Annotated in this window: 15 protein-coding genes and 2 pseudogenes; 1 reads left to right on the top strand and 16 read right to left on the bottom strand. The window is 60.8% G+C overall.

Annotated features, from left to right (window positions below):
• Window positions 1–65 precede the first annotated feature (65 nt).
• The 8 genes from gcvP to arcD form a co-directional block, all read right to left on the bottom strand.
• The gene (gene gcvP / locus BK667_RS15450; protein ID WP_123598141.1) at window positions 66–2,918 is read right to left on the bottom strand and encodes an aminomethyl-transferring glycine dehydrogenase; all 2,853 of its coding nucleotides are present in this window, start codon (window positions 2,916–2,918) and stop codon (window positions 66–68) included.
• Between the two features lie 10 nt (window positions 2,919–2,928).
• Window positions 2,929–3,312 (bottom strand): glycine cleavage system protein GcvH, encoded by a 384-nt coding sequence (gene gcvH, locus BK667_RS15445; RefSeq protein WP_123598140.1) that lies wholly within the window; start codon window positions 3,310–3,312, stop codon window positions 2,929–2,931.
• A gap of 458 nt (window positions 3,313–3,770) precedes the next feature.
• A complete protein-coding gene (gene gcsR, locus BK667_RS15440; RefSeq protein ID WP_123598139.1) occupies window positions 3,771–5,279 on the bottom strand; it encodes a transcriptional regulator GcsR in 1,509 nt (502 codons plus the stop codon).
• Between the two features lie 212 nt (window positions 5,280–5,491).
• Entirely contained in the window at window positions 5,492–5,848 is a 357-nt protein-coding gene (locus tag BK667_RS15435) for a DUF5064 family protein (RefSeq protein WP_123508523.1), read from the bottom strand.
• Between the two features lie 63 nt (window positions 5,849–5,911).
• Window positions 5,912–6,841 (bottom strand): carbamate kinase, encoded by a 930-nt coding sequence (gene arcC / locus BK667_RS15430; RefSeq protein ID WP_123598138.1) that lies wholly within the window; start codon window positions 6,839–6,841, stop codon window positions 5,912–5,914.
• A gap of 166 nt (window positions 6,842–7,007) precedes the next feature.
• Window positions 7,008–8,018, bottom strand: coding sequence for an ornithine carbamoyltransferase (locus tag BK667_RS15425; protein ID WP_123508521.1), 1,011 nt, complete (start codon window positions 8,016–8,018; stop codon window positions 7,008–7,010).
• A 71-nt stretch (window positions 8,019–8,089) separates the two neighbouring features.
• A complete protein-coding gene (gene arcA, locus BK667_RS15420; RefSeq protein WP_123598137.1) occupies window positions 8,090–9,346 on the bottom strand; it encodes an arginine deiminase in 1,257 nt (418 codons plus the stop codon).
• 26 nt (window positions 9,347–9,372) lie between these two features.
• Complete coding sequence (gene arcD, locus BK667_RS15415; RefSeq protein WP_123598136.1) at window positions 9,373–10,800, bottom strand: arginine-ornithine antiporter; 1,428 nt, start codon at window positions 10,798–10,800, stop codon at window positions 9,373–9,375.
• Window positions 10,801–11,179: 379 nt separating this feature from the next.
• Between arcD and BK667_RS15410 the strand changes: the two genes are divergently transcribed.
• A complete protein-coding gene (locus BK667_RS15410; RefSeq protein ID WP_123598135.1) occupies window positions 11,180–12,043 on the top strand; it encodes a DNA-3-methyladenine glycosylase family protein in 864 nt (287 codons plus the stop codon).
• A gap of 458 nt (window positions 12,044–12,501) precedes the next feature.
• Here BK667_RS15410 and BK667_RS15405 read toward each other — a convergent pair whose 3' ends face one another.
• The 8 genes and pseudogenes from BK667_RS15405 to BK667_RS15370 all read right to left on the bottom strand — a co-directional run bounded on the left by BK667_RS15405 (window position 12,502) and on the right by BK667_RS15370 (window position 21,992).
• Window positions 12,502–13,827: a CoA transferase gene (locus tag BK667_RS15405; RefSeq protein ID WP_123598134.1), complete on the bottom strand. Its 1,326-nt coding sequence runs from the start codon at window positions 13,825–13,827 to the stop codon at window positions 12,502–12,504.
• Window positions 13,828–14,001: 174 nt separating this feature from the next.
• Window positions 14,002–14,526: pseudogene (locus tag BK667_RS33975) on the bottom strand (methyl-accepting chemotaxis protein); the annotation flags it as partial.
• Between the two features lie 333 nt (window positions 14,527–14,859).
• Window positions 14,860–15,867 (bottom strand): annotated as a pseudogene (locus BK667_RS33970) (methyl-accepting chemotaxis protein); the annotation flags it as partial.
• Window positions 15,868–16,398: 531 nt separating this feature from the next.
• The gene (locus BK667_RS15390) at window positions 16,399–16,800 is read right to left on the bottom strand and encodes a YbaN family protein (RefSeq protein WP_123598131.1); all 402 of its coding nucleotides are present in this window, start codon (window positions 16,798–16,800) and stop codon (window positions 16,399–16,401) included.
• Between the two features lie 194 nt (window positions 16,801–16,994).
• A complete protein-coding gene (locus BK667_RS15385; RefSeq protein WP_123598130.1) occupies window positions 16,995–17,597 on the bottom strand; it encodes a biliverdin-producing heme oxygenase in 603 nt (200 codons plus the stop codon).
• Between the two features lie 116 nt (window positions 17,598–17,713).
• Window positions 17,714–20,278 (bottom strand): TonB-dependent receptor, encoded by a 2,565-nt coding sequence (locus tag BK667_RS15380; protein WP_123598129.1) that lies wholly within the window; start codon window positions 20,276–20,278, stop codon window positions 17,714–17,716.
• A 122-nt stretch (window positions 20,279–20,400) separates the two neighbouring features.
• Window positions 20,401–21,366, bottom strand: coding sequence for a FecR family protein (locus BK667_RS15375; RefSeq protein WP_123598128.1), 966 nt, complete (start codon window positions 21,364–21,366; stop codon window positions 20,401–20,403).
• Window positions 21,367–21,464: 98 nt separating this feature from the next.
• Window positions 21,465–21,992, bottom strand: coding sequence for an RNA polymerase sigma factor (locus BK667_RS15370; protein ID WP_123508509.1), 528 nt, complete (start codon window positions 21,990–21,992; stop codon window positions 21,465–21,467).
• Window positions 21,993–22,160 lie beyond the last annotated feature (168 nt).

The raw sequence follows: 22,160 nt of genomic DNA, 5'->3' as shown, positions 1-22,160 counted from the left end.
CCCGTCATCGTTCATCGCGGGCAAGCCTTGCTCCTACAGGGGGCGAGCGAACTCGCCCCCATGGATCAAGCGTAGCTTTCGATCGACGGGCAGGCGCACACCAGGTTGCGATCGCCAAACACGTTGTCGACGCGACCGACCGGTGGCCAGTATTTGCCTTCGATCAGCGACGCGACCGGGTAAACCGCTTGCTCACGGCTGTACGGGTGGGTCCACTCGCCGACGATTTCCGCCGCGGTGTGCGGGGCGTTTTTCAGCGGGTTGTCTTCCTTGTCCAGCGTGCCGTTTTCCACTGCGCGGATTTCTTCGCGGATGCGGATCATGGCGTCGCAGAAACGGTCCAGCTCTTCCTTGGATTCGCTTTCGGTCGGCTCGATCATCAGCGTGCCAGCCACCGGGAACGACATGGTCGGGGCGTGGAAGCCGAAGTCGATCAGGCGCTTGGCCACGTCATCGACGCTGATGCCGCTGCTGTCTTTCAGCGGACGCAGGTCGAGGATGCATTCGTGCGCCACCAGGCCATTGCTGCCGGTGTAGAGCACTGGGTAATGCTCTTCGAGGCGACGGGAAATGTAGTTGGCATTGAGGATCGCCAGTTGCGAGGCACGCTTCAAACCGGCGCCGCCCATCATGCGGATGTACATCCAGGTGATCGGCAAAATGCTCGCGCTGCCGAACGGTGCCGCGCAGACCGCGCCTTCTTTACGTTCCATGGTGCCGTGACCCGGCAGGAACGGGGTCAGGTGCGATTTGACGCCAATCGGACCAACGCCCGGGCCGCCACCGCCGTGGGGGATGCAGAAGGTTTTGTGCAGGTTCAAGTGCGACACGTCGCCGCCGAACTTGCCCGGTGCGCAGAGGCCGACCATCGCGTTCATGTTCGCGCCGTCGATGTACACCTGGCCGCCGTGGTCATGAATGATGCCGCAGATTTCGCGGATGCCTTCTTCGAACACGCCGTGGGTCGACGGGTAAGTGATCATCAGCGCCGCGAGGTGTTCGCGGTGCTCGATGGCCTTGGCGCGCAGGTCTTCGATGTCGACGTTGCCACGGGCATCGCACGCGGTCACGACTACGCGCATGCCAGCCATGTTGGCGGTGGCCGGGTTGGTGCCGTGAGCCGAGGACGGGATCAGACAGATGTCGCGACGGTCTTCGCCACGGCTCTGGTGATAGGCACGAATCGCCAACAGACCAGCGTATTCACCTTGGGAGCCGGCGTTCGGTTGCAGGGAGATCGAGTCGTAACCGGTGGCGGCGCAGAGCATCGCTTCCAGTTCGTCGGTCAGCTGCTGGTAACCGGCGCTTTGCTCGGCCGGGGCGAACGGGTGCAGGGCACCGAACTCAGCCCAGGTCACCGGGATCATTTCGCTGGCGGCGTTGAGCTTCATGGTGCACGAACCCAGCGGGATCATGGTGCGATCCAGGGCCAGGTCCTTGTCGGCGAGCTTGCGCAGGTAGCGCATCAGCTCGGTTTCCGAGTGGTAACGGTTGAACACAGGGTGGCTGAGGATCGGCGATTGGCGAACCAGGGCTGCCGGCAGAGTGCTGACCACGGAGGCGGCGAGGGCGGCGAAATCTGGCAGCGCTTTGCCGTCGGCCAGCACGCTCCACAGGGTTTCAACGTCCGCTTGCGAGGTGGTTTCGTCGAGGGACAGACCCAGGCGCTCAGCATCGACCACACGCAGGTTGATCTGCTGGGCGCGTGCCTTGTCGTGCAGCTTGGCGGTGTTGGCGCCAGTCTTGATCGTCACGGTGTCGAAGAAGTTTTCTTGCTCGACGCTCAGGCCCAGCACATTCAAGCCTTTGGCCAGGATGGCGGTCAGGTGATGAATGCGGTTGGCGATCTGGGTCAGGCCTTTCGGACCGTGGTACACGGCGTACATGCTGGCGATGTTGGCCAACAGCACTTGGGCGGTGCAGATGTTCGACGTAGCCTTCTCGCGACGGATATGTTGCTCGCGGGTCTGCATGGCCAAGCGCAGGGCCGGCTTGCCGAAACGGTCCACGGAGACACCGACCAGACGGCCCGGCATGTCGCGCTTGAACGCATCTTTCGTCGAGAAGTAAGCCGCGTGCGGGCCACCAAAACCCAGCGGCACGCCAAAGCGTTGTGCGCTGCCGATGGCCACGTCGGCGCCGAATTCGCCCGGTGGGGTGAGCACAGTCAGGGCCAGCAGGTCAGCCGCGACGGCGACCAGGGCGTTGGCGGCGTGGAAGCGTTCGGTCAGTTCGCGGTAGTCGAACACGTCACCGTTGCTGGCCGGGTATTGCAGCAGCGCGCCGAAGAACGGCGTCACGTCGGTCAATTCGAGTTCATCGCCGACCACCACGTCGATGCCCAACGGCTCGGCACGGGTGCGCAGCACGTCGAGGGTTTGCGGGTGGCAATGCACGGAGGCGAAGAAGGCGTGGCTGCCCTTGTTCTTGCTCAGGCGTTTGCAGAAGGTCATCGCTTCGGCAGCGGCGGTGGCTTCGTCGAGCAGGGAGGCGTTGGCGATCGGCAGGCCGGTGAGGTCGCTGATCAGGGTCTGGAAGTTCAGCAGCGCTTCGAGACGGCCCTGGGAGATTTCCGGTTGGTACGGGGTATAAGCGGTGTACCAGGCCGGGTTTTCCAGCAGGTTGCGCAGGATCGGCGACGGCGTATGGGTACCGTAGTAGCCCTGGCCGATGTAAGTCTTGAACAGTTGGTTCTTGGCGGCGATGCCTTTGATCAACGCCAGGGCGTCGGCTTCGCTCAGGCCATCGTCCATGCCGAGGACGCTGGTGCCTTTGATGCTTTCCGGAATGACGCTGGCGCTCAGGGCTTCCAGGGAGTCGAAACCGAGGCTGTTGAGCATGGCTTGCTCATCGCCGGAACGCGGGCCGATGTGGCGGGCGATGAATTCGTTGGCGGTGCTGAGATTTACTTGAGTCATGTCGGTTTCCTCAGGCGTCGGCGTTGGCTTTGATCAGACGGTCGTAGGCGTCCTGATCCAGCAGTTTGGCAACGGCCGAGGCATCTTTTGGCTGGAAGCGAAAGAACCAGCCTTCGCCCAGTGGATCTTCGTTGACCAGCTCAGGGCTGCTGTCGAGCGCCGGGTTTACTTCCTGCACTTCACCGTCGAGGGGCATGTACACGCCGCTGGCAGCTTTGACCGATTCCACAGTGGCGGCTTCAGCGCCTTTGTCGTAGGACTGCAGCTCAGGCAGTTGTACGAAAACCACGTCGCCCAAGGCGTTCTGCGCGAATGCGGTGATGCCGACTGTAACGCTGCCGTCAGCTTCAGTGCGCAGCCATTCGTGATCTTCAGTAAAACGCAACTCGCTCATGGAAACTCCTAAGGGGGCCAGACTCGTCTGGTGGACGCGATTGAATGCTTGGGCTAAAGCCCTTCTTTATGAGCGGTTACTAAGCAAGATCGCGGCCAAGGTTATTAAATCGTTACGAATCAATACCTTGGGAATTTTTTGAGAGCGAGCAATTCGAATGCCTGTAGCGAAATCGCTACAGCACGAAGCAAAGAAAAAAGCCTAATGGGATCAAAGCCTTGCACAGCGGTGATCAAAGGAGGGTGTATCGATATCATTCCACTGTAGCGCTTTCAGTACAGATGAAGGTCGCTTTTAAACACGATTTTGAAGGCAGCACAAACCCGTAGGAGCAAAGCTTGCTCGCGATGAGGCCATGTCAGTCAACATTTGTTTTGAATGATCTACCGCTATCGCGAGCAAGCTTTGCTCCTACAGAGTTATGCGGTGTTCGGGGATTTGTGGTTCATCCACAAGCTTCACGGCTTGTTGGGGATGCCGTACTTACGCAATCGATGGGCAATCGCTGTATGGGAAGTTTGCAGCCGACTGGCCAGTTGCCGGGTGGAGGGATAGCTGACGTAGAGTTTTTCCAGCAGGGTTTTCTCGAACTCTTCCATGGCCTGTTCGAGGCTATCCACTTCGCTGTCACTCTGCCGCGCTACCGAGGTACCGGCGATGTCGAGGTCCCCAATATCCACCAAGCTGCTTTCGCAAATCGCGGCGGCGCGGAAGATCACGTTTTGCAGTTGCCGCACATTCCCCGGCCAGCGGTTGCCCAGCAGCGCGGGATAAGTGCCCGGCGCGAGGCGACATACGGGACGCTGGATTTGCGCGCAGGCCTGCTGCATGAAGTAGCGAGCCAGCAGCAGAATGTCCTGGCCGCGTTCGCGTAGTGGCGGGACTTCGACGTTGAGTACGTTGAGGCGATAGAACAGGTCTTCGCGGAAGGTGCCTTCGCTGACCATTTTTTCCAGGTCGCGGTGGGTCGCGCTGAGGATCCGCACGTTGACCTTCACCTCGCGATCACCGCCCACCCGGCGGAAGCTGCCGTCGTTCAAAAAGCGCAGCAACTTGGCCTGCAAATACGGCGACATCTCGCCGATTTCATCTAGGAATACCGTGCCTTGGTTGGCCAACTCCATCAGCCCCGGTTTGCCGCCCCGTTGCGCGCCGGTGAAGGCGCCGGGGGCGTAGCCGAACAGTTCGCTTTCGGCGAGGTTCTCCGGCAATGCCGCGCAGTTCAATGCCAGGAACGGCGCACTGTGTCGCGCACTGATGGCGTGGCAGGCCCGGGCCACCAGTTCTTTGCCGGTGCCGGTTTCACCCTGGATCAACAGCGGCGCATCAAGGGCGGCGACCCGTTGGGCTCGGGCCTTGAGGGTGCGAATCGCCGGGGACTCACCCAGCAGCGCGTCGAAACCTTCCGCGTGGTCGTGGTGCAGGGCCGACAGGCGTTCGCCGATGCGGCTCGGCTGATAGAGCGTCAGCAAGGCGCCGGCGTCGGTGATCGGCGTGGCGTCCAGCAGCAACGTCTGGCCGTTGACGGTGATTTCCCGCAGCGGCAGGCGGAAGCCGTTTTCCAGCAAGGTATCGAGCAGCGCCGGGTCGGCAAACAGTTCGGCGATGCTTTCGCCGGCGGGTTCACGACCGTACAGGGCAATCAACGCCGGGTTGGCCAGCAACACTTTGCCGGCGCTGTCCAACGCCAGAACCGGGTCGGTCATGGCGGCGAGCAAGGCGTCGAGCTGCAAGTGCCGGCGCTGGCCGGGGAGGATGTCGACCACCGTCATCGCCTGCACGCCGCGCACGCTGAGCAACGCGTCGCGCAACTCTTCAAGGACTTCCGGGCTCAGGGTCGGGGCGTCGATGTAGACGTTGGGCGGAACCATTTCCACCGCATCCAGATTGAGATTGCGCCCACCGAGCAAGGCCAGGACTTCCTGGGTAATGCCGACGCGGTCGATGAAGCTGACGTGGATACGCATGGGGCCGTTTTTGGTTCTGGAGTGCGGAGGGTGGCAAGTATGCCTTGGAGGAGGGGGTTAGGTGAAATGCTGGACCGATGATCGTTCCCACGCTCTGCGTGGGAATGCTGCCCGGGACGCTCTGCGTCCCTTCAGAGCCGAACGCGGAGCGTCCGTTGCGGCATTCCCACGCAGAGCGTGGGAACGATCAGGGGGAGAGGTGGCCCTCAAACTCACTCGAGGTGTTCAGGCTTCACCGGATCACCGGATTTCATATCCAGCTGCACCCGCACATCTTCAAACATCGCATCGTAATGCTTGTGCACCGAGCCAATGCCGCTATGGGTCTTGGGAACCCCGTATTGCTCGGCGATTTTCGTCACGTTGCTGGCGAAGTTATAGGCCTGATCCTTGGGCAGGAAAAATGACTCTTCCATGTCCTTGCCCATGATGTTGCCGTGCACGGTGAACTGCATGCCTTTTTCCGGATCCTGGGTGACTTCATAGTCAATGCACAGGTTGTAGCTGACATCGTCGTCATTCAGCGCGTGGCGCTCGATGTGCAAGTGACCGGGCTCGAACGTAGCCATATTCATCTCTCCTTCGAAGGCATTGGAGAACGGCAGACCCCGGGCCTGCCGCCGAGTTTCTTTTTAAAGGTAAGTAATGCCAGGTGTCGCCGTGCTGATACGGGTGCCGGCCTTGCCCTGGACGATCGCTTCGATGTCCGAGAGTGAACCGATGACTGCGACTTTGCCAGTCTTGCGCGCGAACTCGCAGGCAGCCTGAACCTTCGGCCCCATGGAGCCGGCGGCGAAGCCGAGTTTTTCCATGTCGTCGGGGTGGGCCTGGGCGATGGCTTTTTGGGTGGGTTTGCCGAAGTCGATAAACGCGGCGCTGACGTCGGTGGCGATCACCAGCAGATCGCTTTCCAGCTGTTCGGCCAGTAGCGCCGAGCACAGGTCTTTGTCGATCACCGCTTCCACGCCTTCGAGTTTGCCGCTGGCACCGTACATCGTCGGGATACCGCCACCGCCCGCGCAGATCACGATGCTGCCCTTGTCCAGCAGCCACTTGATCGGGCGGATTTCGAAGATGCGTTTTGGCCGTGGGCTGGCGACCACGCGTCGATATTTGTCACCGTCCGGGGCAATCGCCCAGCCTTTTTCGGCGGCGAGTTTTTCGGCTTCTGCTTTGGAGTAGACCGGGCCGATGGGTTTGCTCGGGTTTTGGAACGCCGGGTCTTTTGCATCGACTTCAACTTGCGTCAGCAGCGTGGCGAACGGCACTTCGAAGTCCAGCAGGTTGCCCAGTTCCTGTTCGATGATGTAGCCGATCATGCCTTCGGTTTCGGCACCGAGCACGTCCAGCGGGTAAGGCGACACCGAGGTGTAGGCCGCCGCTTGCAGCGACAGCAGGCCGACTTGCGGGCCATTGCCGTGGGCGATGACCAGTTGGTTGCCGGGGTAGATCCTGGCGATCTGTTCGGTGGCGACGCGGATGTTGGCGCGTTGATTGTCCGCGGTCATGGGTTCACCACGGCGGAGCAGGGCGTTACCGCCCAGGGCAACGACGATACGCATAGTGCAGTCCTTTCAAAGAGGGAGCGGTCAACACGATGATCGTTGCGCCGATCGTTCCCACGCTCTGCGTGGGAATGCATCCGGTGACGCTCTGCGTCACATGGGACGCGGAGCGTCCCGGGCGGCATTCCCACGGGGACCGTGGGAACGATCAGCGCGTCGGTCCTTAGATATCCGCCAACGCCGAGACCAAGATCGCCTTGATCGTGTGCATGCGGTTTTCCGCTTGCTCGAAGGCGATGTTGGCCGGGGATTCGAAGACTTCTTCGGTCACTTCGACGCCATTGGCCAGGTGCGGATAGCGCGCGGCGATGTCCTTGCCAACTTTGGTTTCGCTGTTATGGAACGCCGGCAGGCAGTGCATGAATTTCACTCGCGGGTTGCCCGAGGCTTTCATCATGGCGGTGTTGACCTGGTACGGCAGCAGTTGCTCGATGCGCTCGTCCCACGCTTCCACCGGCTCACCCATCGACACCCAGATGTCGGTGTGGATGAAGTCCACTCCTTTGACCGCTTCTTTCGGGTCTTCGGTGATGGTGATGCGTGCACCACTCTCGATGGCGAAGGCTTGGCACTGGTCGATGAAATCCTGATGCGGCCACAGTGCTTTCGGCGCGCCGATGCGCACGTCCATGCCCAGTTTGGCGCCGATCATCAGCAGCGAATTACCCATGTTGTAGCGGGCGTCGCCCAGGTAGGCGTAGCTGATTTCATGCATCGGCTTGTCGCTGTGCTCACGCATGGTCAGCACGTCGGCGATCATTTGCGTCGGGTGGAATTCAGCGGTCAAGCCGTTGAACACCGGCACGCCGGCAAACTTGGCCAGCTCTTCGACGATTTCCTGTTCGAAACCACGGTACTCGATGGCGTCGAACATCCGGCCCAACACGCGGGCGGTGTCTTTCATGCTTTCTTTGTGGCCGATCTGCGACGACACCGGATCGATGTAGGTGACGTGGGCGCCCTGGTCGTGGGCCGCGACTTCGAAGGCGCAACGGGTGCGGGTCGAGGTTTTTTCGAAGATCAGCGCGATGTTCTTGCCTTGCAGGTGCGCACGCTCGGTGCCGGTGTACTTGGCGCGTTTGAGGTCGCGGGACAGGTCGATCAGGTAGTTGAGCTCGCGAGTGGTGTGGTGCATCAAGCTCAGCAGGCTGCGGTTGCGCATGTTAAAAGCCATGATTTGGATCTCCTTGGGTTTCGGTTATCCCCCGGCCTCACGCTTTATAAGGGCGAGGCCGGGCGCAAAAATTAATAGTCGATAGGGTCGCGAATGATCGGGCAAGTCATGCAGTGGCCGCCGCCGCGACCCCGGCCAAGTTCGCCGGCACTGATGGTGATGACTTCCACGCCAGCCTTGCGCAGCAAGGTGTTGGTGTAGGTGTTGCGGTCGTAGCCGATCACCACGCCCGGTTCCAGGGCCACCACGTTGTTGCCGTCGTCCCATTGCTCGCGTTCGGCGGCGAAGCTGTTGCCGCCGGTTTCCACCACGCGCAGCGCTTTGAGATTGAGTGCGGCGGCCACGGTGTCGAGGAAATTGGTTTCTTCGCGGCGCACGTCAATGCCACCCGGTTTGCTGTCGTCCGGACGCAGGGTGAAGGCGACGATCTGGTTGACCACTTCCGGGAAAATCGTCACCAGGTCGCGGTCGCAGAAGCTGAACACGGTGTCCAGGTGCATCGCTGCCCGGGACTTCGGCAGGCCGGCGACGATCACCCGCTCAACGGCGTTGTGCTTGAACAGGTTCAGCGCCAGTTGGCCGATGGCCTGGCGGGACGAGCGTTCGCCCATGCCGATCAACACCACACCGTTGCCGAGCGGCATCACGTCGCCGCCTTCAAGTGTCGAGTTGCCGTGTTCCTGATCCGGGTCGCCGTACCAGACCTGGAAGTCGGCGTTGGTGAATTCCGGGTGGAATTTGTAGATGGCGCTGGCCAGCAAGGTTTCCTGACGGCGCGCCGGCCAGTACATCGGGTTCAGGGTCACGCCACCGAAGATCCAGCACGTGGTGTCGCGGGTGAACTGGGTGTTGGGCAACGGCGGCAGAATGAAGCTGGAGTGGCCGAGGAAGTCGCGGAACATCTCGATAGTTTTGCCACCGAAGCTGTTCGGCAGGTCATCCGCCGAGACGCCGCCAATCAGGAACTCGGCGATCTTGCGTGGCTCCAGGCTGCGCAGCCATGAACCGACTTCGTTGACCAGGCCCAGGCCCACCGTGTTAGCGGTGATCTTGCGTTCGAGAATCCAGTCCAGGGCTTCGGGAATCGCGACGATGTCGGTCAGCAGGTTGTGCATTTCCAGCACATCGACATTGCGTTCGCGCATCTTGGTGACGAAATCGAAATGGTCACGCTTGGCCTGGGCGACCCACAGCACGTCGTCGAACAGCAGTTCGTCGCAGTTGTTCGGGGTCAGCCGCTGGTGGGCCAGGCCTGGGGAGCAAACCAAGACTTTGCGCAGTTTGCCGGCTTCGGAATGTACGCCGTACTTCACTTTTTCCGTGGTCATTACAGTGATCCTCCAGATTGAAACGGTTACAGAGTCAGGAAGCCGGCATACAGCCCGTAGGCCGCGATCAGGGCGCCGACAACGACGGCGGCGAAAATCAGCTTCTCGACGGTGGTAAAAACCGGTTTGCCCACTTCGATCTTGGCCTTGGCGAACAGGATCGCGCCGGGGGCATAGAGCAGGGCGGACAGCAGCAGGTATTTGATGCCGCCGGCATACAGCAGCCAGACCGCGTAGATCACCGCAATGCCACCGATGATCAGGTCTTTTTTGCGTTCGGCCAGGGCGTTCTCATAGGTTTCGCCGCGCACCGCCAGCAGCAGCGCATAGGCCGCCGACCACAGGTACGGCACCAGAATCATCGAGGTGGCGAGGTAGATCAGCGACAGGTAAGTGCTGGCCGAGAACAGCGTGATGATCAGGAACACCTGGACCATGGCGTTGGTCAGCCACAGGGCGTTGACCGGCACGTGGTTGGTGTTTTCGCGGCGCAAAAACGCCGGCATGGTGTGGTCCTTGGCGGCGGCGAACATGATCTCAGCACACAGCAATACCCACGACAGCAAGGCACCGAGCAAGGAGATGATCAGGCCGACGCTGATCAGCACCGCGCCCCAATGGCCGACCACATGCTCCAGCACCGCCGCCATCGACGGGTTCTGCAATTTGGCGAGTTCCGGTTGGGTCATGATCCCCAGCGACAACACATTCACCAGCACCAGGAACAACAGCACGGTGATGAAACCGATCACGGTGGCTTTACCGACGTCGCTGCGTTTTTCCGCACGGGCCGAGAAGATGCTCGCGCCTTCAATGCCGATGAACACCCACACGGTGACCAGCATCATGTTGCGTACCTGGTTCATCACACTGCCCAGGGTGGTGTTTTGCGTGCCCCAGATGTCGGCAGTGAAGATGTCCAGTTTGAACGCGAACACCGCGATCAACACAAACAGCAGCAGCGGCACGACCTTGGTGACGGTGGTCACGAGGTTGATGAACGCCGCTTCCTTGATCCCGCGCAGTACCAGAAAGTGCACGGCCCACAGCAATACCGACGCGCCAATCACCGCCGCAGGCGTATTTCCCTCTCCAAAAACCGGAAAAAAGTAGCCGAGGGTGCTGAACAGCAATACGAAGTAGCCGACGTTACCCAGCCAGGCACTGATCCAGTAACCCCAGGCGGACGAGAAACCCATGTAGTCGCCAAAACCGGCCTTGGCGAAGGCGTAGACACCGCCGTCCAGATCAGGCTTGCGGTTGGCCAGGGTTTGAAAAACGAAGGCGAGGGTCAGCATGCCGACCGCGGTAATGGCCCAACCGATCAACACGGCGCCGACGTCCGCACTGGCGGCCATGTTTTGCGGCAAAGAGAAAATCCCGCCACCAATCATTGAGCCAACGACCAATGCAACGAGCGCACCGAGTTTCAGTTTTCCGGGGGATTCAGACATTGCATGACTCCAGTGCAGGAGAAGAGAGGCAACAGATTAAATCTGTTAACTGTTCAATCAGCTGACATAGATCAGTGCATGGGCACATTCCATTGTTAATGAAAGACTTATGAACTTTTAGCGCTCATAACTGTATTGCTGGGAAAGCCCGGTCCAGAGGCGTTGGCGGGTGGTGAGGAAATAAAGCTGAATGCGGTGAGGTTTTTAAGTTAGTTCGCTTTTGTGTTTTCGCAAGTTTTGCCGATTGTTTGCAGTACAGAATGATTGATCAGAACTTACATATATAACTGCCATAGATGGATCGGCTATAAATAACAGGCCCTTGTGGAAGCAAGCTCGCTCCCACAGGTTTTGCGCTAACCGTTGGAGGGTTGTTGCGATGAGGTTGCTGCTGGCGTATCGGCCGCCTTATGACTGGGTGGCGATGCTGGGTTTCTTGTCGGCGCGGGCGATTATCGGGATGGAGACGGTAGTCGATGGGGTGTATTCGCGCAGCATTGGGTTGAACGGTGTGCACGGCACGTTTTCGATTGCTCCGGTCAGTGTTGATGCGCTGGAAGTGACGCTGGAGTTTCCGGACCCGAACGCCGTGCCCGAGATCGTGGCGCGGTTGCGGCGGATGTTTGATCTGGATGCTGACTTGCCCGAGGTCCATCGACATTTGGCGGCTGATCCTTTGATGGCCCGCTTGATTGCCGAGCGCCCAGGATTGCGTGTGCCGGGGGCGTGGGATGGGCTGGAACTGGCGATTCGTGCGGTGTTGGGGCAGCAGATTACCGTGGCGGCGGCGATCAAACTGGCCGGCAAATTAGTCGCGCAGTATGGCGATCCGCTGGATTCGACACGGCCGGGGCTGACCCATGTGTTTCCTGAAGCAGCGGTGTTGGCGGCGGCGGACCTGGCAACATTGGGCATGCCGAAAAGCCGTGGGCGAACGCTGTCGGGCGTGGCCCAGGCGTTGCTCGATGATCCGCTGTTGTTTGAACCGGGCCGGGAGGGTGGCATGGCGCGGTTGTTGGCGTTGCACGGGATTGGTGATTGGACGGCGCAGTACATTGCGTTGCGGCAGTTGCGGGAGAGGGATGCGTTTGCGTCGGGGGATGTGGGGTTGATCAATGCGCTGGCGGCGCTGGAGGGCGGGGCGGTGACCGCGCGGGAGTTGTTGCAGCGGGCGCAGGTGTGGCGACCGTTTCGGGGGTATGCGGCGCAGGTGCTTTGGAGTTCTTTGAGTCGAGTGGATTGATACGGGTGTGCTCGGCTTGAGATCCACCCCTCACCCTAGCCCTCTCCCCAAAGGGGCGAGGGGACTGACCGAGTTGTTTATTCGAGCTCCATCGACCTGAAATATCGAGTCAAACTCAGGATTGAACTCGCGATTGCGAGTCGAGCTTGGGAGTGGATTTTCGATCGCGAGTCGAGCTTGGGAGTGGATTTTCGATCGCGAGTCGAGCTTGGGAGTGGATTTTCGATCGCGAGTCGAGCTTGGGAGTGGATTTTTGATCGCGAGTCGAGCTTGGGAATGGATTTGCGATTGCGAGTCAAGCTTGGGAATGGATTTGCGATTGCGAGTCAGCTTGGGAATGGATTTGCGATTGCGAGTCGAACTCGGGATTTGAAAACCATGGAGATCGGCTCCCTTTCCCCCTCTCCCCTTTGGGGAGAGGGCTGGGGTGAGGGGTGGATCTAAAGTAGTACCCAACCTCAAATCCACTGCGCTCGATGGGAACCCAATTCAGAAGCCGGCAGTGTCCATTGCAACGGCGTCCCCGTGATCTTCAGCGGAACATGCAGCCGATGCGCCGGCCCCCAAGGTGTCTGTTCAACCAACAGCCCCTGATCATTCTCATCCTCGGCCCGCAACGCCTCATCCGTCCCGCGTCCATGCTCAATCAACAACTTCGCCGTGCGCGCCAACGACAGCCGCGCCGATCCTCCCTGTCCCAACAATTTGATCGCCGCCGCCGCCATTAAATACCCGGTCGCGTGATCCAGCGCCTGCACCGGCAGCGGCGTTGGTTTGTCGGCCTTTTTCCACTGCTGGCCGGCCTCGGCAATCCCGCTGCTCATCTGCACCAGACTGTCGAAACCCCGACGGTTCTGCCACGGGCCGCTCCAACCGTAGGCGTTGAGGCAGACATCGATCAAACCGGGGGCCAACTTCTGGCGCTCGATCACGCCGTAACCCAAGCGCTCCAAAGCATCGGCGCGGTAGCCGTGGAGCAGAATGTCGGCGTCCTTGAGCAGGCTTTCGAACACCGCGCGATCAGCCTTGTCATGCAAATCCAGACGCGCGCAACGTTTGCCGAGGGTGACTTCCGGCACCACACCGGGCTCGTTCCAGGTCGGCGGGTCGATGCGCAAGACATCGGCGCCGAGCCCGGCGAGAAAGCGGCTGGCGGTGGGGCCGGCGAGCACTCGGGTCAAATCCAGCACTTTGATTCCGGCCAACGGTCGCGCCACCGAGCCTTGCCACGGTTTGGCGATGCTGTTGGCGCTGAACTGAATCAACGGCTCAGCATTCACCGCGATGCCTTGAGGGTGAGCCTGCCATTGCGCCCAGGAGCGCATTTCGGCGGCGCAGCCACCGGCCTCGACCACGGCGTGTTCCAGATCGGTTTTCGCCCATGTCGCCACTTGTTTCGCCATGGCGGCACGGTCGGCACAGGCACCGAGCACGCTTTCGGCGGCGGCGCGGTGATGCGGGGCGTTGGTGTGCAGGCGGATCCAGCCGTCCTTCGTCGCATAGTCACCGGCGACCGGGTCCCACAGCGGCGGCACGTTCCAGCCCACCGGGCGCAGCGAGGTGGCGAACCAGAACGAGGCCAGGCGGCGATCGACTTCAAGGCTGGGCAAGCGGCCGGTCTGCTGGTGCAGTAACTCGCTGACAGCTTGGCCGGCGGCGGCGATGCTGGCGCAGGCCAGGTCAGTGACGGCAAACGCCGAGGGCAGGGCGCCGCTCGACGTGAATGGGATCGGGGTGTGCGGCAAGCCGAGTGCGGCTTGAATGGACGTGAGTAAATCAGTCATCGAAGGCCCTCCGGAACGAGGGATCGATCATAGATCAAAACAGATGACAGGCCGGATGAAATGATCGTTCCCACGCTCTGCGTGGGAATGCATCTATGGACGCTCTGCGTCCGCTTCTGGGACGCGGAGCGTCCCTGGCTGCATTCCCACGCGGAGCGTGGGAACGATCAGTGGCTAGACGCGGAACTGATCCATCAATTTCATTTGGTGTGTAGCCAGGGCATTGAGTTGGCTGCTGATCTGCGCCGACTCAGTGGCTTGTCCGGTCAGGGTTTCGGTGACGGTGCGGATCGCCGAGACGTTGCGGTTGACCTCTTCGGCCACGGCGCTTTGCTGTTCGGCGGCGCTGGCGATTTGCAGGTTCATGTCGCTGATCACCGTGACCGCATCGCTGATCTTGCCCAAGGCCTGGACCGCTTGCTGGATTTGCCCGGCGTTGCTGTGGGCCTGGGTCTGGCTCGAATGCATGGTGGCGACCACGCCACGGGTGGCGGTCTGGATGCGTTCGATCACGATGCGGATTTCTTCCACCGAATCCTGGGTGCGTTTGGCCAGGTTACGTACTTCATCGGCGACCACCGCAAAACCACGACCGCTTTCCCCGGCACGGGCCGCTTCAATCGCCGCGTTGAGGGCCAGCAGGTTGGTTTGTTCGGCGATGCTGCGGATCACCTCCAGCACCGAACCGATCTGCTCGCTGTTGACCGCCAGGGCTTCGACTTCGGTCACGGCTTTGCTGACTTCATCGGCCAGCAAGTTAATGTCCCGAGTACTGCGCTCGATGATCTGCATGCCATCCCGGGCCGACTGGTCGGCACCCTTGGCCGCGTTCGCGGCGTTCGATGCGCTATTGGCCACATCGTGGGCGGTGGCGCTCATTTCGTTGGACGCCGTGGCGACCTGGTCGATTTCGCGGAATTGCACCTGCATGCCTTCGCTGGTCTGGCGGGCGATTTCCGAAGACTGGTCGGCGGTGCCACGGGCGTCGGTGATGCTTTGTTTGATCTGGGCAATGGTCGGTTGCAGCTTGTCGAGGAAACGGTTGAACCAGCTCACCAGTTCGCCGAGTTCGTCTTTCTTGCTGTAGTGCAAACGTTGGGTCAGGTCGCCGTCGCCGCTGGCAATCGCCTTGAGCATTTCAGCCACGCTGTTGATCGGCCGGGTCACGCCCGACGCCGTGAGCCAGATCAGCAACAGACCAACCAGGCCCGCCGCGATCGCCACCAGCAAGGCTTTGATGGTGCCGCTTTGTTGCGCGTCATCGAGCACCGCTTGCAGCTTCACCGAGTCGGCCAGCAGCACTTGTTTCGGCAGATCGATCACCACGCCCCACGCCTTGGAATCGGGGATCGGGCTGACCGGGTACACCGCGCGGATCAGGTCGCCTTGTTCGAGAATCTTCGGCGCGCCGCCGCTCAGCAATTGCAGGGCTTCCTTGCCGTCTGCACCGAGGGTTTCGCCGATGCTCTTGCCGACTTTGCTGGCATCGACGCTATAGCCGGCGAGCACACCGCTGCCGGAGACAATCAACATATGGCCAGCGCCGTTAAACAGGTCACGCTGGGAATCCACCGCTGCCGCTTGCAGGGAGTCGAGGGCGATGTCCACGCCGACCACGCCGATGGCTTTGCCGTCCACCAGCAACGGCACGGAAATGGTGGTCATCAGCACCTCCTTGCCCCCCACGGTGTCGGAATACGGGTCGAGCAGGCAGGTGCGTTTGTTGTCCCGAGGGCAGGTGTACCAACTGTTGTAGGGCGTGCCGCTGAGGCTCAGGGTGGTTTTGGTCATGTCGTCTTCGACCATGATCGTGTTGAGCCCGACCCCGCCCGCGCGACTCCAATAACTGGCAAAACGCCCGGATTCGTTGGACTGGCGCGCCGCATCATTGGCGAACTCGCTGTCCTTGCCGTCCAGGCCATTGGGCTCGAACGCCAGCCAGATCCCCAATACTTTGCTGTTGCGCTCGAAAGCGGTTTTCAGGCTCTGGTTCAACTCTTCACGCAACGCACCGGCGTCCAGCGAACGCTTGGCGGCCATGTTGCGCATGTCCTTGATCTGATCGGCCAGGGCCGTCACCACCAACAGGCTTTCACCGAAGGTCTTCTGCACCCGCACGGCTTGCTCGGCGGCTTTGGCCTGCAGCAGGTTTTGCACACTGCCGGTGAGCATTTTGCTGCTGGAGGCGTTGACCAGTTCGTCATTCTGATTGGTCTGGTAGAAGTTCATGCCGACGATCAAAGCGACGACGCCGAGCAGGCACAGGCCAGACAGCAGGACGATTTTCAGGCGGATGGACAGAGAGTCGAACATAGGGCGAACTCGCAAATGGATGAGGTGTTGGCCAAGAGACGGGAGTGCTCCCGCTTGCCAAGTCCATTCAGCGCCATTCCTGAACCATCGGCGTGGAGGAGGGTTGCATGAGGAAAAGCCGATGAGTGGTCTGCGTAAACGTTTGCGCCGGACTTTGTGGTGTTTGGGCTGGCCCTTTCGCGAGCAGGCTCGCTCCCACATTTGGAATGCATTCCCCTGTGGGAGCGAGCCTGCTCGCGAATGCAGACGACTCGGTAATCAGGAAGGTTGTGGCAAGGATTCCGGCCGCGACCAAATCCACAAGTTACCCAAACTCATCCCCGCAATCGCCAGGTAAATCGGCCAGCCATGTTCCAGCATCACCAGCATCAACCCCGCGCACAGCAACATGCTGACGGTGGCGCTGACTTTGGCCCGGCGGGCGATGATTTTGCCGTTGCGCCAGTTGCACAGGATCAGTCCGAACAACCGGTGGTTTTCCAGCCAGGCACTCAGGCGCGGCGAACTCTTGGTCGCGGCCCACGCGGCGAGGAGGATGAACTCGGTGGTCGGCAGGCCCGGCACGACAATCGCGATCAGGCCGATGCCCAGGCTGACGTAGGCCAGCAGGGCGAACAGGACGCGGGCGAGTTTGGAGGAGGCGGGGTGTTTGCGGGTCATAAGGTCGACATTTATACCCTGTAGGAGCATGGCTTGCCCGCGATAGCGATCATTCAGTCGACATCGATGGAGAATGTCAGTCCGTCATCGCGGGCAAGCCTTGCTCCTACAAAAGCGAGTGTCAGGCGATATCAATGTTGCCTGACACGCCGCCTTCGCGAGCAAGCCCGCTCCCACAGGAAGATTGTGTTGTGTCAGGCGAGTTCCGGGGTGTAGGCCTGTTCCAGCAGCACGGTGAAGCGGTTGAACGCGTCGACGGCGGCTTGTTCGATTTGCGCTTCTTCCTCGGCGCTGAATTCCAGCGAGTCGAGGGTTTTGACGAAGCTTTTCCAGCCTTCCGCGCGACCACCGGCCGGCTCACCCAGATGACGGGCGCCGAAGGTTTCGCTCAAACCCAACCCTACGGCACGCTTGATCAAAAACGCAGCGCCGAGTTTCGAGCCTTCAGAAACGAACAACCAACCCAGGGCCGCCGCTTTGGTTGGATTCTTTACCGCGCCAGCCACCGGTGCTGGAACCTCGGTGTCCAGATCCGCCAAATCAGCCTTGGCCGCTTCGGCCCGGCAGCGCGCCGGCAGGTCCGGGACGATGGCGGTCAGTTCGGCGTCGTTGTACAGCGACACCAATTCCGACTGGAACAAATACTGCGCGACCACGAAGCGGGCGAAGTTGGCCTGGGTTTCGAACGGTGCGTGGGCTTTGACCAGAGCATCGAGCCTGGTGTGCGGCTCGTTGGTGATTTGGTTCAAACGTTGCGAACGCAGGGCCGGGCGTTGAGCAGTGTCCTGGGAGGTCATGGGAAATCCTTGAGAAAATGGAAGCGCTTGGTAACGAGACGAACAAGAAGACGCCCGAGCGTAAAAAAACCTCACTGCGACCCATTAACACATGTGCCGCCGTGAGGTGTTCAGGGTCAGATATCCCAGACCAGGTTGATCGCGAAGTTGCGACCCGGTTGGGTCAGGCGATCGAGGTTGGCCGGTTGCGTGACCGAGGCTTCGCCGACGCTGTCGTAGCCGCGCACGTCATCCCACTGCCAGTATTTCTTGTCGGTCAGGTTGTAGAGGCCGGCGTTGACGGTCACATCGTCCGTGACCTTGTAGAAACCGGCGAGGTCGAGCACGCCATAACCCGGGGTCTTGAACTGGGTGCTGGTGCCGTCCGGGGTCTTGAAGCTGGTGCTGTCGACGCGGTCCTTGCGCTTGACCAGGGTCCAGCTCAACAGCGCGCCGTAATTGTCCTGGTCGTAACCGAGGCCAAACACGCCGGTCAGCGGGTTGATGCTGTTCAGCGGCTGGCCGCTGTCATCGTTGCGGCCATACAGGTACGACGCCGAGCCTTGGGTGTAGAGGCCGGTCGGCGCGCCGAAGGTGTCGAGGTTCAGGCGACCTTTCAGCTCCACACCCTTGATGGTGGCGTGCTGGATGTTGTTGCTCTGGAACGTGGTCTCGGTGTAACCGGGAGTGATCGCATTCTCGTCGATGAAGTCGCGGTACTTGTTGTAGAACACCGCCACATCGAAGCTGCCCGCCTCGAATTGGCCGCGCAGGCCGGTTTCATAGCTTTTGCTCTTTTCCGGTTCCAGGTCCGGATTCGGCGCAACCTGATAGCCGCCCGCGAGGTTTTCGAAGCGACCGTACAAGGCTTTGGCGGTCGGTGTGCGGAAGCCTTCGGCGTACTGGCCGTACCAGGTGTAGTTATCGTTGAAGCTGTACGTGGTGCCGAACTTCGGCGACAGACGATGCCAGGTTTTGGTCTTGTCGCTGACCACGCCGTTGCCGCTCTGGTCGGCGGTGGCCAGGAACTCGTCAGTGATGTGCGGCTTGAGTTGCGTGTAGTCGTAACGCGCGCCGGGCAGGAAGGTCCAGTTGCCCCAACTGATCTGATCCTGGGCGAACAGGCTGTAGCTGTTGATGGTCGGGTCGGGGAAATCGCTGGCCGGTTTCAACGTGTCGGCGGCGCTTGGCGCACCGATCACCCGGCAGGCGCCGGCCACGGTCAGGCAGGTGCCGGTGCCGGTACGCAGGCCGGTGACTTTGTCCTGCTTAATGGTGGTGCCATAGGTGACGGTGTGATCGGTGTCAGCAATCGCGAAGGACTTGTCAGCCTGGGCGTCGAACACCCATTGGCGATCCTTGTAGTTGGTGTTGCGCTCACGCAGCACGGTGCGCGACGGCGCGTAGATTTCTTCGGTGCTTTGGTCAGTCTTGGCGATCTGGTAGTTCAGCGACCACTTGATGTTGTCAGCCAAAGCGCTGTCCAGGCCAAAGCTGTGTTCCAGGCCGAAGCGTTCGCGGCTGACGGTGTCGTTGCCGGTGCGGGATTTGTAGAAACCAAAACCGCGTCCAGCGTTGAACGGACCACCGACGGCGCTCAGTTGATTGGTGTCGCGGTCGTCTTTGTATTTCTCGTAGGTCAGGCCCAGGCGCGCGTCGTCGGCGTAGTTCCAGCCGAGTTTGGCCAGCACGTTGGTGGTGCGTACGTCCTCGGGATTCGCCTCGGTGCGGTTCAGGCCGGTGCCGCCGGTTTCGCCGTAGGAGTCGGTTTCATGGCCATTGCGTTGGCTCAGGTGCAGCAAGCCGTCGAAATCGCCAGTGCGGCCGGCAATGGTGCCGGAGGTCAGCCAACTGTCATCCGCCGAGCTGTAGCCGGTTTTCAAACGGGCGCCAACGTCTTTGCCGGGCTTGATGATGTCGTCCGGGTCGAGGGTGTAGTAGCTGACGGCGCCGCCGATGGCGTTGCTGCCGTAGAGCACCGACGCCGGGCCACGGAGGATTTCGACGCGTTTGACGATTTCCGGGTCGACGTAGTTGCGGTTGGTCTGGGCGTACGGACCATTAAAGAAGCTGTCAGGCACTTGCACGCCGTCGACTTGAGTCAGCACGCGGTCGCCATCAATCCCGCGAATGTTGTAGCCGGTCAGCCCGGCACGCTGGCCAGCGCCACCTACCGAAACACCCGGTTCGTAGCGCACCAGATCCTTGATGTTGTTGACGTTGTTGCGGTCCAGCTCTTCGCGAGTCTGCACGGTGACGGTGGCCGGCACGCTGTCGATGCTTTGTTCCTGGCGGGTGGCGCTGATCGTCATCTGTTGCAGATTGAGAGCGCCGCTGCTGCTGCGTTTCTCCAGCACGATGTTGTTATTGCCCAGTTTGCGATAGCCGAGGTTGGTCCCCACCAACAGGCGATCCAGGGCTTTTTCCGGTGGCAACGAACCGCGCACACCCGGCGAGGCGACGCCTTGCGCCAGTTCGGCGGGCAAGCCGACCTGCCAACCGGTCACGGCGGTGAAGGCATTCAGTGCCGACACCAGCGACTGCTGTGGAATGGCGAACGAATAATCGCCCATGTTGCGGCTCGGCTGCTCGGCGGCGGTGGCCGCCATCAGCGGCGCGGCACCGGCCATCAGGATGGCGGCGGTCAGCAGTGACAACACGCGGGAAGGGGTAGAGGACTGGCGGGTATGGCGAGAGGACATCGATAGCGCTCCGTGTCGCACGAATCTTTATAGGTGCAGATTGGCATCGATAGATGCGAATCAATTGCATTGGCTATAACGAGACGAACGAGCTTCGGCTATCGAGTAAAAATAATTCTCATTTAGTTCAAGATCACCAGGGCGGGGAATTCTTGCAGGCGCGCCGAGGTGATGTGCGCGAGGGAGCGCACCACGTCCAGCGGCTGGTCGAGGCGATAATTACCGGTGACGGCAACGTCGGCCAACTGTTCGTTGTTGTTGATGATCCAGCCCGGATAGTAGCGCCGTAGTTCCGCCAGCACCTGGCTCAGCGGGCAATTCTCGAATACCAGACGACCCTGGACCCACGCCAGGTCGGTGGCGGCATCGAGCTTGGCCGGGCGGTCGAAACCGTTGGGGCCGATGCGGATGCTTTCGCCGGCCGAGAGCCGAACCCGCGCATCGTCACGGGTGGCGCGCAAATCCACATCGCCACGTTGCACCCGAACCTGCGCCACGCCGTCGAGGTAACGCACGGCAAACGCGGTATCGCGCACGCTGGCCCTGACCGGTCCGGCGTCAATTTCCAGTGCCTGGCCACGGTTGGCCGGCACCTCGAAAAACGCCTCGCCCTGATACAAGCGGGCCACGCGTTGCTGATCGTTGATGGTGCTGGAGAAGGCCGAGTTGGTATTGAGCAGGACTTTCGAGCCGTCCTCCAGTTGCAGGCGCTGGCGTTCACCGACCACGGTCAGGTGATCGGCCTGCAAGCGCATCGGCAGATTGCTGAAACTGAACAAACCGAGGATCAACACCGCTGCCGTAGCCAAGGGTTTCCAATGCGGGCGCAGGCGCGACAGCACGCTGATTTTCGGTGGTTGGGCGGCGAGACTTTGCGCGCATTGGATGACCAGCGGACCGTCCCAGATCGCCTGGGCCTTGGCGAACGCTTCGGCATGCAATGGATCGGCGGCGAGCCAGTCGTGGAACTGGCGGGTTTGTTCCGCGCTCGGACTGCCCAGCACGATCAGCCAGTCCAGGGCCTGGTCCATCGCGCTGGCAGGGTCCCGCGCCGGGGAGGGCGCTGAGGAGCGGTGGGTGTCCGTCACGGGGTTTCCTCGGAAACAGCGGGTGGAGAAGTTTCAAGCTTCAAGCCGCAAGCTGCAAGCTCGGTTTTGAGTTTCGCTTGCGGCTTGCGGCTTGCAGCTTATAGCTCGCTGCTGTCGTTATGCCTTTCTGCAACACCGATGCAGATCGCCATGATCAGCTTCAGTTCCTTCTGCACCGTGCTCAACGACACGCCAAGCTTCTCGGAAATCTCCAGGTAACTGTGCCCATGCAAGCGACTGAGGATGAAGATTTGTTGCTGACGGTTGCTGAGTTCACTGAGGCTCACGTTCAAACGCTCCAGCAATTGTTCGGCATGGGCGGCGTCTTCGGCGCTGCTGGCGGGGGCGGCGACGCTTTCCACCACGTCCAGCGGGACGTCGTCGAGCAGGGTCCGCGACTGGATACGTCGCGCACGCAAATGGTCCAGCGCCAGGTTGCGGGCGGTCTGGAAGACGAAGGGTTCGAGGTGATCGATGGCCCGCTCACTGAGCGCCCGGGTCACGCGCAGGTAGGTTTCCTGCAGCAGGTCTTCGGCGGTGCTGTGATTGTTGACCATCCGCTCCAGCGTGCGCAGCAGCGAAACCCGCTGGGCGATGAAGACGTGATTGAAGCGCGATTGACTCACGGGAGGACCTGATCCATTTCGAGCGAATGATAATGCTTATCATCCGCCTGAGTGGTCAAGTGTTGATTTGTAGGCGAAGAGAAACTGTAGGAGCGAGGCTTGCCCGCGAAAGCGGTGTGTCAGGCACGTTGATGTCACTGACACACCGCTTTCGCGGGCAAGCCTCGC

Source organism: Pseudomonas frederiksbergensis (assembly GCF_003732705.1).
In the GTDB taxonomy this organism is placed as follows: domain Bacteria; phylum Pseudomonadota; class Gammaproteobacteria; order Pseudomonadales; family Pseudomonadaceae; genus Aquipseudomonas; species Aquipseudomonas frederiksbergensis_F.
This window is presented reverse-complemented; position numbering and strand designations above follow the sequence as displayed.